General features: G+C 72.6%; 12 protein-coding genes. 8 read left to right on the top strand and 4 right to left on the bottom strand.

Annotation, left to right across the window (positions count from 1 at the left end):
* Nucleotides 1-42: 42 nt before the first annotated feature.
* Entirely contained in the window at nucleotides 43-1248 is a 1206-nt protein-coding gene (locus FAF44_RS06925; protein ID WP_237102186.1) for an FG-GAP-like repeat-containing protein, read from the bottom strand.
* The gene (locus tag FAF44_RS55705) at nucleotides 1245-3782 is read right to left on the bottom strand and encodes a protein kinase (protein ID WP_308193290.1); all 2538 of its coding nucleotides are present in this window, start codon (nucleotides 3780-3782) and stop codon (nucleotides 1245-1247) included. Before FAF44_RS55705 ends, FAF44_RS06925 begins: the two co-directional genes overlap by 4 nt.
* A 70-nt stretch (nucleotides 3783-3852) precedes the next feature.
* Between FAF44_RS55705 and rsmA the strand changes: the two genes are divergently transcribed.
* Nucleotides 3853-4713 (top strand): 16S rRNA (adenine(1518)-N(6)/adenine(1519)-N(6))-dimethyltransferase RsmA, encoded by an 861-nt coding sequence (gene rsmA, locus FAF44_RS06915; protein ID WP_237102185.1) that lies wholly within the window; start codon nucleotides 3853-3855, stop codon nucleotides 4711-4713.
* Between the two features lie 148 nt (nucleotides 4714-4861).
* Here rsmA and FAF44_RS06910 read toward each other — a convergent pair whose 3' ends face one another.
* Entirely contained in the window at nucleotides 4862-5593 is a 732-nt protein-coding gene (locus FAF44_RS06910) for an SDR family oxidoreductase (RefSeq protein ID WP_237102184.1), read from the bottom strand.
* A gap of 99 nt (nucleotides 5594-5692) precedes the next feature.
* On the opposite strand from FAF44_RS06910, the gene FAF44_RS06905 reads away from it, so the two are divergent.
* From FAF44_RS06905 to FAF44_RS06895, 3 genes are all read left to right on the top strand, one after another.
* Nucleotides 5693-6319 carry a TetR/AcrR family transcriptional regulator gene (locus tag FAF44_RS06905; protein ID WP_237102183.1) on the top strand — a complete coding sequence of 209 codons (627 nt, stop codon included), beginning with the start codon at nucleotides 5693-5695 and terminating at the stop codon, nucleotides 6317-6319.
* A gap of 111 nt (nucleotides 6320-6430) precedes the next feature.
* A complete protein-coding gene (locus FAF44_RS06900) occupies nucleotides 6431-7333 on the top strand; it encodes a 4-(cytidine 5'-diphospho)-2-C-methyl-D-erythritol kinase (RefSeq protein WP_237102182.1) in 903 nt (300 codons plus the stop codon).
* Nucleotides 7334-7386: 53 nt separating this feature from the next.
* Complete coding sequence (locus tag FAF44_RS06895) at nucleotides 7387-9213, top strand: ABC-F family ATP-binding cassette domain-containing protein (RefSeq protein WP_237102181.1); 1827 nt, start codon at nucleotides 7387-7389, stop codon at nucleotides 9211-9213.
* A 44-nt stretch (nucleotides 9214-9257) separates the two neighbouring features.
* Here FAF44_RS06895 and FAF44_RS06890 read toward each other — a convergent pair whose 3' ends face one another.
* Nucleotides 9258-9764, bottom strand: a complete 507-nt coding sequence (locus FAF44_RS06890; RefSeq protein WP_237102180.1) for a MarR family winged helix-turn-helix transcriptional regulator — start codon at nucleotides 9762-9764, stop codon at nucleotides 9258-9260.
* Nucleotides 9765-9821: 57 nt separating this feature from the next.
* Here FAF44_RS06890 and FAF44_RS06885 point away from each other — a divergent pair, with 57 nt between their 5' ends.
* From FAF44_RS06885 to FAF44_RS06870, 4 genes are read left to right on the top strand one after another with little or no spacing between them, the layout of a single operon-like run.
* Nucleotides 9822-10592 (top strand): trans-aconitate 2-methyltransferase, encoded by a 771-nt coding sequence (locus FAF44_RS06885; protein ID WP_237102179.1) that lies wholly within the window; start codon nucleotides 9822-9824, stop codon nucleotides 10590-10592.
* On the top strand, nucleotides 10589-10939 hold the full coding sequence (locus FAF44_RS06880; protein WP_237102178.1) for a glyoxalase: 351 nt from the start codon (nucleotides 10589-10591) through the stop codon (nucleotides 10937-10939). Before FAF44_RS06885 ends, FAF44_RS06880 begins: the two co-directional genes overlap by 4 nt.
* Nucleotides 10940-10991: 52 nt before the next feature.
* Nucleotides 10992-12470, top strand: coding sequence for a CYTH and CHAD domain-containing protein (locus tag FAF44_RS55700; RefSeq protein WP_237102177.1), 1479 nt, complete (start codon nucleotides 10992-10994; stop codon nucleotides 12468-12470).
* Nucleotides 12467-13639, top strand: a complete 1173-nt coding sequence (locus FAF44_RS06870) for a cytochrome P450 (RefSeq protein WP_237102176.1) — start codon at nucleotides 12467-12469, stop codon at nucleotides 13637-13639. Before FAF44_RS55700 ends, FAF44_RS06870 begins: the two co-directional genes overlap by 4 nt.
* The last annotated feature ends 1 nt before the right edge of the window (nucleotide 13640 follow it).

Genomic DNA, 13640 nt, shown 5'->3' with positions numbered 1-13640 from the left:
ACCGGCCCGAGCCCACGCCCTTTGATCGCCCGCGCGCCCGTGCTACCCGGCCAGCGAGACCCCGAAGTCGGCTCCCGACCGGGGCTGGAGCGGCTGGAGGGTGTCGTCGTTGCGCGCGGCCACCGCGACCTTCCCGTACGGCGCGGCGTCCGGCTGCCCCACGAACAGCTTGTTGCCGCTGAAGGCCACCGACCAGCCGAACAGCCCGTCGCCCGCCGTCAGCCGCCGGTCCGCCCCGGGATCCCGCCAGGACACGACCCGGACCTCGCCGCCGAAGGGCGCGCCGATCGCCAGCCGTCCGTCCGCCGCGACGGCCAGCGAGAAGCCGAACGCCTGCCCGTCCGGCTGCGTCACCCGCCTCGTGGGCTTCCTGGCGGGATCGAGGAGCTGCACGTAACCGGGGCCGGGCGAGCCGACCGCGTAGCCGGAGCCCTCGGAGTAGGCGACCGCGTACCCGAACCGGTCGCCCGAGCGGTCGGTCGGCGAGTCCAGCTTGGCCGAGGTGAGCTTCGCGGCCAGCACGTCGTCGATGAAGACCACCGAGCCCGAGTCGATCCGCCCGCTCTCGACCTGGCGTCCGACGCCGTCGTCGTTCTCGTACGGGACGCCGACGACCAGCTCGTTCCCCGGCCCGAACGCCATCGACCAGCCGAACTGGTCGCCCACCTCGCTGTTGCCGCGCACGTCCACGGTCTCCTGGCTGATCCTGCGCAACTCGCCCGCGCCCTTGCGCACGTAGAGCGCGCCCGCGTCGGGCGTCTGGCCCTCGTCCTCGTACGGTGCGCCGATCGCCACCAGATCGCCGCGCGCGGCCAGGGACCAGCCGAAGTGCGCGAACCGCTGGGGCTTCGGCGGGGTCAGGCGCTGCGGGGGAGCGGCGCCGCCGCCGTAGACGACGTACACGGCGCCGGCGTCCTCGGTCCCGTCCACGTCCGTGTACGGGGCGCCGATCACCAGGTCGGCGCAGGTGTCGCCGTTGAGCTGCGCCAGGCGTACGGACCAGCCGAAGCCGTCGCCCCCGGCCGGGCCGGGCACACTGACGGGCACCACCCTGCCGCCGGACAGCACGTGCACCGCGCCCTTCTGGTCGTCGGCGAACGGGTCGCCGACCGCCACGTCGTCCAGGCCGTCGCCGTCGAAGTCGGCGACCCCGCCGCAGGCCGCGGCCACCGCGGGCGGCACGACGACGCTCACGCCCGCCACGGCCACGAGCGCCGCGAGCACCATGACGGCCGCTCCGCTCCTCACAGCGCCACCTCGATCAGCTTGCCGTTCTCCAGCAGGGACGCCGTCATCCGCACCGGCTTGCGGTACGCGGCCAGGTCGAACACGAACGCGCTGTCCACCCGCGCGCCGGGCAGGATGGCCGGCGGCAACGTGACGGGGGCCGCGTCGTGCTCCCCGCCCCGGTCGTCGATCAGGGTCACCACCGGCTCGACCAGCACTCTGCGTTCGCCGCCGGGGTTGAGCATCGTCCAGCGGACCACGCAGAGCTGGCCCTCGGCGGACGTTCTGCCCTCGAACTCCTTCAGCCCGCACTCCGGGGCGGCCGACACGATGGCGACCGGGTCGTCGAAGCTCGCGCCGAGCGCGAACCGGCGGCCCACGTCGTTCGGGCTGGGGACGCCCGTGGCCGTGGCCGGCGCGCCCGAACTCGTGGCGGTGGTCGTGGTGCGCGCGGAGGTGACGATCAGCACGCCCGCCGTGACGACGACGGCCAGCACGGCCGCTCCGGCGGCGATGAGCCACCGGACGCCGGGCGTACGCGTGCCGCCGAGGGTGTCGGGCTCGTCGCCCGGCTCGGACGCGCCTCCCAGGGTGCCGGGCTGTGTCTCCCCCGGACCGGCCTCCCGCGAGACAGACCCCGAACCGAGCGGGGCCGACCCTGAACCGGCCTTCTTCGGGACGGGCCCGGAACCGAGCGGGGCCGGCCCCGAACCGGCCCTTATCGGGTCGGGTCCCGCACCGGCCGTCTGCGGGGCAGGCCCGAAACCCGCGGCTCGCCGGATCGGCTCCGATCCCGCGCCTTCCTGGAGCGGCCCCGCACCGGCCTCGCGCGGGAAGACTCCGGGGCCTGCGGTCCGCGTGGGCGGTTCGGAGTCGGCGTCCTCCGGCGGCTGTCCGGATCTCCGCCGCGCCGGCTTGCCCGTTCGGAACAGCCCGAACGACTTCCGCGCCGGTCGCAGCCCCTGCGCCTGGTCGGGCACCCGCCAGCGCGCCAGCTCCTCCTTGGCCGCCTCCTCCTCCCGCCGGACCCGCTCCTCCAGCGACACGGGCGCCGCCTCGCCGCCCTGCGGCCCGCTTCCGGGGGAACCCGGGACGTCGGCCGGGCCGGCGGGCGCGGCGGGCCCTGCTCCGGCCTCCGCCGCGCCGAACGACGCGGGCGCCACATTCGGCCTGCCCCCCGACCTCACCCCAGGGGCCGCACCGGGCCCACTGGCCCCAGAACCCCCATGGCTCGCACGGCCCGCGCCGGACCCAAGGGCCCCACTTGCCCCAGGGCCGGACCCACGGCCCGCATCGGACTCATAGCCCGCACCAGACCCATGGCCCGCATGGGCCCCACCTGCCCCTTGGCCCGCACCGAACCCATGGCCCGCATCGGACCCGAGGGCACCATTTGCCCCAGCGCTCGCACCGGTGCCACGGCTCGCACCGGACCCAGGGACCGCACTCGGCCCGGAGGCCACGTTCGGTCCGGACGCCACGTTCGGTCCGGACGCCGGGTTCGCCCCGGGAACCGGATTCGCCCCAGGGAACGCGTTCGGGCTGGATGCCGCACCCGGTCTCGATGCCGGGTTCAGGCCGGGGGGTCTCCGTGTGGTGGCGTCGCTCGGCGGCGGGGTCGTGAATGTGGCCGTGATGTCCGGCTCGTCCACCACGTTCCGCGGCGGTCGCCACTCGCTCAGCAGCTCGGTCGCCACCAGCGTCGGCGGATCGGCCGCCACCGGGGCGGGGGTGCTGCCGCCCACCAGCGCGATCAGCAGGTCCTGCGCCGTGGGCCGCAGCGCGGGGTCCATGGACGTGGCCCGCCGCGCGAGCTGGTCCAGCGGCGCGGGCAGCGCGCCCAGCTCGGGCGGCGTGTTCAGCACCCGGGTGGCCAAGGTGATGGGGTCACCGCGCCCGAACGGATGCCGCCCGTTCCCGGCGTACGCCACCAGGCAGCCCCAGGCGAAGACGTCGACCGCCGGGCTGACCGCCTCCCCGCGGACCTGCTCGGGGGCCCACCATCCCGGGCTCCCGAGTAACTCGCCGGACAGCGTGAACCCCGTCTCGCGGTCGAGCGCCCTGGCGATGCCGAAGTCGATCACCCGGGGCCCCGACAGCGAGAGGATCACGTTGGCCGGCTTCAGGTCCCGGTGCACCAGCTCCGCCACGTGGATGGCGGCCAGCGCCGCCGCGACCCCGAGCGCGACGCCGTGCAGCGGCCCCGGCTCCAGCGCGCCGTACCTGGAGATCTGGTCGGACAGGGGAGTGCCCGCGATGTACTCGGTCACCATGTACGGCCGGCCGTCGCCGGTGTCGCCGTTGTCGAGCACCTGGGCCGTGCAGAACGACGCCACCCGGCGGGCGCTGTCGACCTCGGCGTGGAACCGGGCGGCGAAGCCCTCCTGGTTGGCGAACTCCGCCTTGACCACCTTGAGCGCGACGAACCGGCCCGTCGGCGCCCGCGCGAGGAACACCGTCCCCATGCCGCCCTCGCCCAGCCGGCCCAGCAGCCGGTACGGTCCGATCTCCCGCAGGTCGGTCGGCCGGAGGGGCGCGGCGCCCGTTGGCTCCATGAGGGAAGTCCCTTCCTGTTCCACGCCATCCTCCCCTTTGCTCTCCCCGTCCGCCATCGCACGTTCTTCGATGCGGGAGACTGGTTGGATGATGAGGCTGCTGGGCCCTGCGGAAATACGTATTTTGGCCAACAAGCTAGACATTCGTCCGACAAAAAAACTGGGCCAGAACTTCGTGATCGACGCAGGGACCGTCCGCCGCATCGTCCGTGTGGCCGACCTCGCCCCGGACGACGTGGTCATCGAGGTCGGGCCGGGTCTCGGCTCGCTCACGCTGGGGTTGCTGACGTCGGCCGCGCACGTGGTGGCCGTCGAGATCGATCCGGTGCTGGCCGGTCAGCTCCCCGTCACGGTGGCCGAGCGCGACGCGGCCGACCGGCTCACGGTCGTCAACGCCGACGCCATGAAGATCGTCCTTGACGACCTCGCGGGGCACGTGCCCACAGCCCTGGTCGCGAACCTGCCGTACAACGTGGCCGTCCCGGTGCTGCTCCACCTCCTGGAGGTGCTCCCGTCGCTGCGCACGGGCCTGGTGATGGTGCAGTCGGAGGTGGCCGACCGGCTGGCCGCGGGTCCGGGCTCGAAGGTGTACGGGGTGCCGTCGGTCAAGGCCGCCTGGTACGCGGACGTGCGCCGGGCGGGGCCGGTGAGCCGGAGCGTGTTCTGGCCCGTCCCCAACGTCGATTCCGGCCTCGTCTCCCTGGCCCGCCGCGACCCGCCGGCCACGACGGCGTCGCGGGAGGAGGTGTTCGGGGTGGTGGACGCGGCCTTCGCGCAGCGCCGCAAGACCCTGCGGGCCGCCCTCGCCTCCTGGGCCGGCACCGCCGCCGACGCGGAGCGCACGCTGCGGGCGGCGGGCGTGGACCCGTCCGCGCGCGGCGAGCAACTCGACGTCACGGCCTTCGCCCGCATCGCCGAACTCCGCCCCTGACCACGCACCACCTCGACACACAGACACCCGACCCGCACATGTGGCGGTCGCAAGAGAGAGCCGGACCGGCGCTCGGAGGCTCGCACCCGCACCCGGCGGTGCCGGCACTTCGGGTGGAGGCATCCGGCCCGCACGCGAAGGCGTTCCGTCAGGCGAAGGCGCTGAACGTGGCCTCGGGCCGGTCGCGTCCGGTGTAGAGGTCCCAGGCGGCGTCGGCGATCAGGTCGGGGTCGAGGGTGCTGTTCCCCACGTCGCCGAACCGTTCCGGCTGGGCCGTCACCGCCTGGTGGATGTCCCCGCGTTCGATCAGCCCGCCGATGATCAGGCTGCCCGCGTAGACGCCCTGACCGGCCAGCGCCGCGTTGAGCGTCAGCGCGTAGTTGCGCAGCGCCGCCGCCGAGATCGCCAGGCCGCCGAGCGCGGGCATCGGCATGACGGCGCTGAGGCCCCCGGCGAACAGCAGCCCGCCGCCGCCTCTCTCGATCATGCCCGGCAGCACCCTGCCGACCAGGTCGACCGCCGGGTAGACGACGTTCATCGCGTCCTGGACGTCCGCCACCGTGATGCCGGTGATGGGCGCGGGCGGGGCGTCCAGATCGGTGATCGCGGGGCCGTAGTAGAGGACGTCGATCGCGCCGAACCGCGCGCCGATCGCGTCCACGGCGGCCCTGGCCCGGTCGCGGTCCCGTACGTCGGCGACGAAGGCGGCGGCCTCGACCCCCGCCTCGGCCAGCGCCGCCAGGTATCCGGCGTGCCGGGACCCGGTACGTGAGACCAGCGCCACGGCGTAGCCCTCGCGCCCGAACCGATGCGCGACGGACATGCCGAGACCCGGCCCCGCTCCGATGACGACGGCAGTCTTGCGTGCTGCTGCGGACATGGCGATGCCTTCCTCCAGAGCTAAATCGAGGGCTCCCTCAATTTCAGTCGCGACCGTAGCACAAACTTGAGGGTTGCCTCGATTTCGTATGATGGGCGGATGGCAGCCGAATCCAAGCCGCTGCGCTCCGACGCCGCGCGCAACCGCGACAAACTGCTGGGCGCGGCCACCCAGATCTTCGCCGAGCGCGGTCTCGACGCCCCCCTGGAGCACATCGCGCGCCGGGCGGGGGTCAGCATCGGCACCCTCTACAACCACTTCCCGACCCGTGAGGCGCTCCTCGACGCGATCCTTCCCCAGCGGCTGGCGGCTCTCGAACAGGTCACCTCGAAGGCGCTGGCCGACCCCGACCCCTGGGCCGGGTTCGTCGGCTTCCTCGAAGGGCTCTTCGCCCTCCAGGCCGAGGACCACAGCCTGAACGACGCCCTGGCCCAGAGCTTCTCGCTGGCCACCGACGTGGGCCAGGCATGCGGCCGGGGCTTCGCGGACGCCGAGCGGATCATCGAACGCGCCAGGGCGGCCGGCCGGCTCCGTCCCGACTTCGGGTCGCAAGACCTGGTCACCCTGGTATGGGCAATGTCACAAGTCATCCGCGAGTCCATGGAGACGGCACCCGGGGCCTGGCGCCGGTGCCTGTCCTTCTTCCTGCACGGCCTGCGCGCGGAGGGGGAACAGGCCGCGCCCGGCGGCCCGGCAAATGCCCATCAACTTGACTCTCTGTGTTGATGACTGCGCGGAACCCGCGGTCATATTTCAAGAACCGCATGTCAGAGCGGCGGGCCTGGATAACATCGAGTGTCCTTGACCCCGGCAAGCGATGAGAGTGGCAGAAGATCGATGAGTTCGGTGACCGTACGTGTGCCCGCGAAGGTCAACGTGCAGCTTTCTGTCGGCCCGCTCAGGGAAGATGGCTTCCACGACCTGGTCAACGTCTTCCACGCAGTGTCGATCTTCGACGAGGTGGTGGCGAAGGAGTCCGATTCGATCACGGTGCAGGTCAACGGTAAGTGGTCCGACCAGGTGCCGACCGACGGCTCCAACCTGGCGATCCGCGCCGCGCACGCCCTCGCCAAGCACGCGGGCCGCACCTACGGCGCCGACCTGATCATCCAGAAGGACATCCCCGTCGCGGGCGGCATGGCGGGCGGCAGCGCCGACGCGGCCGGCGCGCTGGTGGCCTGCAACGAGCTCTGGGGCCTGGGGCTGCCCCTCGACGACCTGATGGAGATCGCCGGCGACCTGGGCAGCGACGTGCCGTTCTCGCTGATCGGCGGCACGGCCGTCGGCACCGGGCGGGGCGAGCAGTTGAGCGAGCTGCCCACCGGGGGCACGTTCCACTGGGTGTTCGCGCTGGCCAACGGCGGGCTCTCCACGGCCAGCGTGTACGCCGAGTGCGACCGTCTCAGGGAGAGCACCGGCACCGAGGTGCCCTGGCCCCAGCTCAACGACTCGCTGATGGAGGCCCTCGGCACCGGCGACGCCTACGCCCTCGGCTCCAACCTCAGCAACGACCTCCAGAGCGCCACGCTCAACCTGCGCCCCGAGCTCGCGCCGACCCTCGACTCGGGCCGCCAGCACGGAGCGCTCGGCGCGATCGTCTCCGGCTCGGGCCCCACCTGCGCCTTCCTCGCCATCGACGCCACCCACGCCCGCGACCTGGCCCACAGCCTGACCGCCACGGGCGCCGCCCACACCGCGGTGGCCGCCCACGGCCCCGTCCAGGGCGCCACCCTCATCTGACCCGAGGTCACCGGTCCGGGAGGCCACCGGGAAGCCGATACCCTGGGAAGGCCATGAATCTGGTCAATCTTGAGTCGGTTTCCCACGCCTACGGCCCCAAGCCACTGCTCAGCGACGTCTCGCTGGGGGTGGAGGCGGGCGAGCGCATCGGCGTCGTCGGCCGCAACGGCGGCGGCAAGACGACGCTGCTGTCCGTGCTGGCGGGCACGGTGCGCCCCGACAGCGGACGCGTCACCCACAACCGGGGCCTGCGCGTCGGGTTCCTGTCGCAGCAGGACACCCTCGATCCCGCCGCCACTGTGGGCGAGATCGTCCTCGGCGAGCTGGCCGAGCACGAGTGGGCGGGCGACCAGCGTGTACGCGAGATCCTCGGCAACCTGATCGGCGACCTCGACCTCGGGTCCAAGGCCGCCGACCTGTCGGGCGGCGAGCGCAGGCGTACGGCGCTGGCCAAGCTGCTCATCGACGAGCACGAGCTGATCATGCTCGACGAGCCCACCAACCACCTCGACATCGAGGCCATCGCGTGGCTGGCCGCGCACCTGGCGGGCCGCAGGAGCGCGGTCGTGGTGGTGACCCACGACCGGTGGTTCCTCGACGCCGTCTCCACCCGCACCTGGGAGGTCGTCGACGGCCGGGTCGAGCGCTACGAGGGCGGCTACGCGGCGTACGTGCTGGCCAAGGCCGAGCGCGCGCGCATCGCCCAGGCAGCCGAGGAGCGCCGCCAGAACCTCATGCGCAAGGAGATCGCCTGGCTGCGGCGTGGCCCGCCCGCCCGTACGTCCAAGCCGAAGTTCCGCATCGAGGCCGCCCAGGCCCTGATCGCCGACGAGCCGCCGGCGCGCGAGACCGTCGAGCTGCTGCGCTTCGCCGCGGCCCGCCTCGGCAGGACCGTCTACGACCTTGAGGGCGTCACCCTGCACGCGGGCGGCCCCGGTACGGGCCCGCTGGTGCTCGACGACCTGACCTGGCAGTTCGGCCCGGGTGACCGCATCGGGCTGATCGGCGTGAACGGGTCCGGCAAGTCGTCGGTGCTGCGGCTGCTCGCCGACACGATCAAGCCCGACTCCGGCCGGGTGGTCAGGGGCCGCACGGTCCGCCTGGCGCATCTGTCGCAGGAACTGGCCGAGCTCGACCCGGCCAGGCGCGTGCTGGAGTCGGTGGAGGAGGTGCGCAAGTACCTCCAGGTCGGCAAGCGCGAGTGGACCGCCTCCCAGCTCCTCGAACGCCTCGGCTTCAAGGGCGAGGCGCAGTGGAAGATGATCGGCGACCTGTCGGGCGGCGAGCGGCGGCGGCTGCAACTGCTGCGCCTGCTCATGGACGACCCCAACGTCCTGCTGCTCGACGAGCCCACCAACGACCTCGACATCGAGACGCTCAACGAGCTGGAGGACCTGCTCGACGGCTGGCCCGGCACGCTGGTGCTGGTCAGCCACGACCGTTACTTCCTGGAGCGGGTCACCGACCGGTGCGTGGCGCTGCTGGGCGACGGCAAGCTGTCGATGCTGCCCGGCGGGGTCGACGAGTACCTCGAACGCCGCGCCGCGGGCACGGCGGTGACCGCCCGCCTCGGGGTCACCACCTCCGTCGCCGGCGTGAGCGCCGGCACGGCGACGGGTACGGAGCCAGGCCCCGCTGAGGCGACCGCGTCCGGGCTGTCGGCCAAGGAGGAGCGCGAGCTGCGCAAGGAGCTCAACCGCCTGGAGCGCCAGCTCGACAAGCTGGCCGGCCAGGAGTCGCGCCTGCACGCCGCCATGGCGGACGCGGCCGGCGACTACGCCGAGCTCGGCTCGCTGGACGCCCGGCTCCGCGAGATCACGGCCCAGAAGGACACGATCGAGTCCGAGTGGCTCGACGTGGCCGATCGCCTGGGCGACTGACCCTGCCCGGGCGCGGCGCTCGCCGTCGCCCGGGGCCGCCGGGGTCAGCCAGGGGAGTCGAAGGGGGTGAGGAGCGTGCGCAGGAGCGCGGCCAGCACCCGTTGGTTCTCGCCCGCCAGCCCCGACAGCAGCTCCCGCTCCCTGCGCAGCAGGTCGTCGAAGGCGGCGTCCACCCGGGCCAGGCCCGGGTCGGTGAGGGAGACCAGCACCCCGCGCCGGTCCTCGGGATCGGGCCGCCGGCGTACCAGGCCCGCCTGCGCCAGCCGGTCGATGCGGTTGGTCATCGTGCCGGAGGTCACCAGGGTGGCCCGCAGCAGGGCTCCGGGGCTGAGCTCGTAGGGCTCGCCCGCCCGCCGCAGCGCGGTGAGCACGTCGAACTCCCACGGCTCGAGATCGTGCTCGGCGAAGGCCGCACGGCGGGCACGGTCGAGATGTTTGGCGAGTCGTGACACTCTTGAGAGCACCTGGAGCGGCTCGACGTCGAGGTCGGGGCGCTCCGCCCGCCAAGCCGCGACGAGGCGATCGACCTCGTCTCTACCATCCTCCGTCATGACACAAGAGTGTACTGTCTTGACATCGAGATATCTCTCTCGATATCAATTATCTTCATGTCAAGAGATATCTGGGACCCCGTGACGTACGCCGTCTACGCCGACGAGCGGTCACGGCCCTTCGTCGAGCTGATCTCCAGGGTGGGGGCCGTCGCACCCGATTATGTCGTGGACGCGGGCTGCGGCAGCGGCGAACTCACCACGGAGCTGGCCACCCGCTGGCCCGGCGCGGTCGTGGAGGGCTTCGACTCCTCACCGGCCATGATCACCAAGGCTCGCAAGCTCGAGACGCAGGTCAGGTTCGCGGTGGCCGACGTCGCCACCTGGCGTCCCGACCGGCCCATGGACGTGCTCGTCTCCAACGCCGTCCTGCAGTGGGTGCCCGAGCACCGCGCCGTGCTGGAGCACTGGGTCGAGGAACTGGCCCCCGGCGGCTGGCTGGCCTTCCAGGTGCCGGGCAACTTCGACGCCCCCAGCCACGTCGCGATCCGCGAGCTGTGCGCCTCCCGGGCCTGGGCCGACCGGCTGGGCGAGTTCAGCAGGGGCATGCCCGTCGGCGAGCCGCTGGAGTACGTCGATCTGCTCAACGACGGCGGCTCGCAGGTGGACGCGTGGGAGACGACGTACGTGCACGTGCTGCAGGGTGACCACCCGGTGCTCGACTGGGTCTCCGGCACCGCCCTGCGCCCGATCCTCGACCGCCTCGACCCCGACGAGCAGCGGCGCTTCAAGCAGGACCTGGCCAAGCCGCTCGCCGAGGCGTATCCGGCGCGCGGTTACGGCACGCCCTTCCCGTTCCGGCGGATCTTCGTGGTGGCGCAGAAATGACGGTCAGGGCGCTGCACCACGTCCAGCTCGCCGCGCCGGCGGGCAGCGAGCCGCGGTTGCGGGAGTTCTACGCCGGTGTGCTGGGCCTGCGCGAGGTGCCCAAGCCTCCCGGGCTGGCCGGGCGCGGGGGTGTCTGGTTCAGGGGCGAGGGGGTGGAGGTGCATCTCGGCATCGAGGAGGACTTCAGGCCCGCCCGCAAGGCCCACCCCGCCTTCTTGGTGGACGATCTCGACGTCTACCGCGGAAAATTGCCCGATGCGACGTCAGATGACCTGTTCCCTGGGTATCGACGAATCTATGTCGCCGACCCGGTGGGCAACAGAATCGAACTCCTCCAAGCCGTGTGATGTTCACCTTCCGGTGGCATCATGGTCCGAAACCGGACACTTGTGAGGTGTAGTGGGCATCGAGATCGAGGACAAGTTCGACGTCCCCCCGGAGTACCGGCTCCCCGACCTCAGCGGTCTCGGGGACGTCACCGGCCCCGAGAGCTACCGGCTCGTGGCTCTCTACTACGACACGCCCGACCTGAGGCTGGCCTCCCGGGGCGTCACCCTGCGGCGCAGGCGCGGCGGCTCCGACGCGGGCTGGCACCTGAAGCTCCCCAAGGCCAAGGGCGTGCGCCAGGAGATCACCCACCCGCTCACGCGCGGCACCAAGGTCGTCCCGGAGGAGCTGGCCGAACTGGTCCGCGCCTACACCCGCGGCGCGGAGCTGCGGCAGGTCGCCGAACTCGACACCCGCAGGAGCGTCACGGTCCTGAGCGACGGCGCGCGCAGGCTGGTCGAGGTGGCCGACGACCGCGTCAAGGGCACCGTGTTCGGCGACGAGCCCAAGATCGTACGATGGCGCGAGGTCGAGGCCGAACTCCTCGAGGACGGCACCACCCGCGTGCTGGCCAAGGTCGGCAAGCGGCTCAGGAAGGCCGGCGCCGCCCCGTCCGGCGCCGCCAGCAAGCTCGCCAAGCTCCTGGAGCCCGCCCCGCTCCCCACCGCCCCCACGAAGTCCGGCAGTGCCGGCGAGATCGTCATGGGCTACCTGGAAGGCCAGGTCAAGGCGCTGCTGTCCCAGGATCCGCAGGTCCGCAGGGCCGAAGAGGACGCCGTCCACCAGATGCGCGTGGCCGCCAGACGGCTGCGCAGCGCGCTCAAGGCGTTCAAGACCATCGTGAGCGAGACCGAGCCGCTGCAGGAGGAGCTGCGCTGGCTCGGCACCGTCCTCGGCGAGGCCCGCGACCTCGAGGTGATCAGGGCCAGGTTCGCCAAGGAGCTGGCCGGCCTCGCGCCGGAGCTGGTCACGGGCCCCATCCAGGCCCGCCTCGGCTCCGACCTGCTCGAACGCGAGCAGGAGGCGTACGGGCGGATCAAGGAGACGCTCAGCGGGGACCGCTACTACCTGCTGCTCGACGCGCTCGACCGGCTCGTCGGCGGTCCCGTCCTGGGCAAGGCGGCGGCCAGGCAGGCCCAGGACGAGCTGCGCGGCATCGCCGCGGCCAACTGGGGCCGGGTGACCAAGCGGTACGACGCCGCCCAGGCCATCGACGACCTGGAGCGCCGCGAACTCGCCATGCACGACGTGCGCAAGGCGGCCAAACGCGCCCGTTACACCGCCGAGGCCCTCCAGCCGAGCCTGGGCCCCGACATGGGGCGGCTCGCCAAGCTGGCCGAGAACGTCCAGGAGATCCTGGGCGCGCACCAGGACGGCGTGGTCGCCCAGGAGCGGCTGGCCAAGGAGGCCGAGAGCGCCCGGCAGGCGGGCGAGGACACCTTCACGTACGGGCTGCTCATCGGGATCGAGCGCAATGTGGCCGAGCGGGCCCACGCCGAGTTCCCCAGAGTCTGGAAGGAGACCGTCAAAGCGGTTACCAAGGTTCTATGAGCCTTCCTTCCCTTCCTTTCGAACGCGGCAGCCTGCTCGAGGTGCCCGGGGCGTACCGGGACCTGCGGGCGGAGCAGGGCATCGCGAAGGTACGCACCCCGGTGGGCGACGAGGTCTGGCTGGTCAGCGGGTACGACGACGCCCGCGCCCTGTTCAACGACGGCCGGCTCGGACGCTCTCACCCCGACCCGGACAACGCCCCGCGCCTGTCCCGATCCGCCCTGCTCGGCGGGCCCGCGGGCGACGTGGCCACGGAGCGGGCCGAGCACGACCGCATGCGCGGGCTGTTCGCTCCGGCCTTCTCCGCGCGCCGGATGAAGCGGCTCGACGGCGACGTCGGCGCGCTCGTGGACGAGCGGCTCGACCACCTCGCCGGGCTGACCCCGCCGGCGGATCTGCACGCCGAACTGTCCTTCCCGCTGCCCGTGCTGGTCATCTGCCGGCTGCTGGGCGTGCCGTACGAGGACAGGGAGTACTTCAGCGGCCTCTCGCACCGCATGGGGAACACGCTCGACGAGGAGGCGGGCGCGGCCGCCCGCGAGGAGCTGGGCGGGTACATGGCAGGCCTGATCGACCGCAAACGCCGCGAACCGGCCGAGGACGTCCTGTCGGACCTGGCGCGCGAACTCGACGACGACGGGACGATCGCGCGGCTCGCCGGCACCCTGCTGTTCGCCGGGCACGAGACCACCGTCAACCGCATCGACTTCGGCGTGCTGCTCCTGCTCGCCAACCCCGGCCAGCTCGACCTGCTCAGAGCCGATCCCGGCCTGGCCCCGGCCGCGGTCGAGGAGATCCTGCGCCTGGCCGCGCCCAGCCTGCACGGCCTGCCCAGGTACGCGCACGAGGACATCGAGATCGGCGGCGTCACCATCCGCAGGGGCGAGGCCGTCGTGATCACCCCCGGCGCGGCCAACCGGGACGAGCGGACCTACCCGGACCCGGACGTGTTCGACCTGCGCCGCCCGCTGCCCGACCCGCATCTGAGCTTCGGCTACGGCCCGCGCTTCTGCATCGGAGCCGGCCTGGCCAGGGTCGAGCTGGCGGCGGTGTTCAGCCGGCTGTTCCGGCGCCTGCCCGGGCTGCGGCTGGCCACGCCGGAGCGGGAGCTGCCACGCCGGCAGGGGCACATCGCCGACGGCTACGCCGAACTGCCCGTGACCTGGTGAA

The organism is Nonomuraea sp. MG754425, from assembly GCF_021699195.1.
Classification (GTDB): domain Bacteria; phylum Actinomycetota; class Actinomycetes; order Streptosporangiales; family Streptosporangiaceae; genus Nonomuraea.
This window is presented reverse-complemented; position numbering and strand designations above follow the sequence as displayed.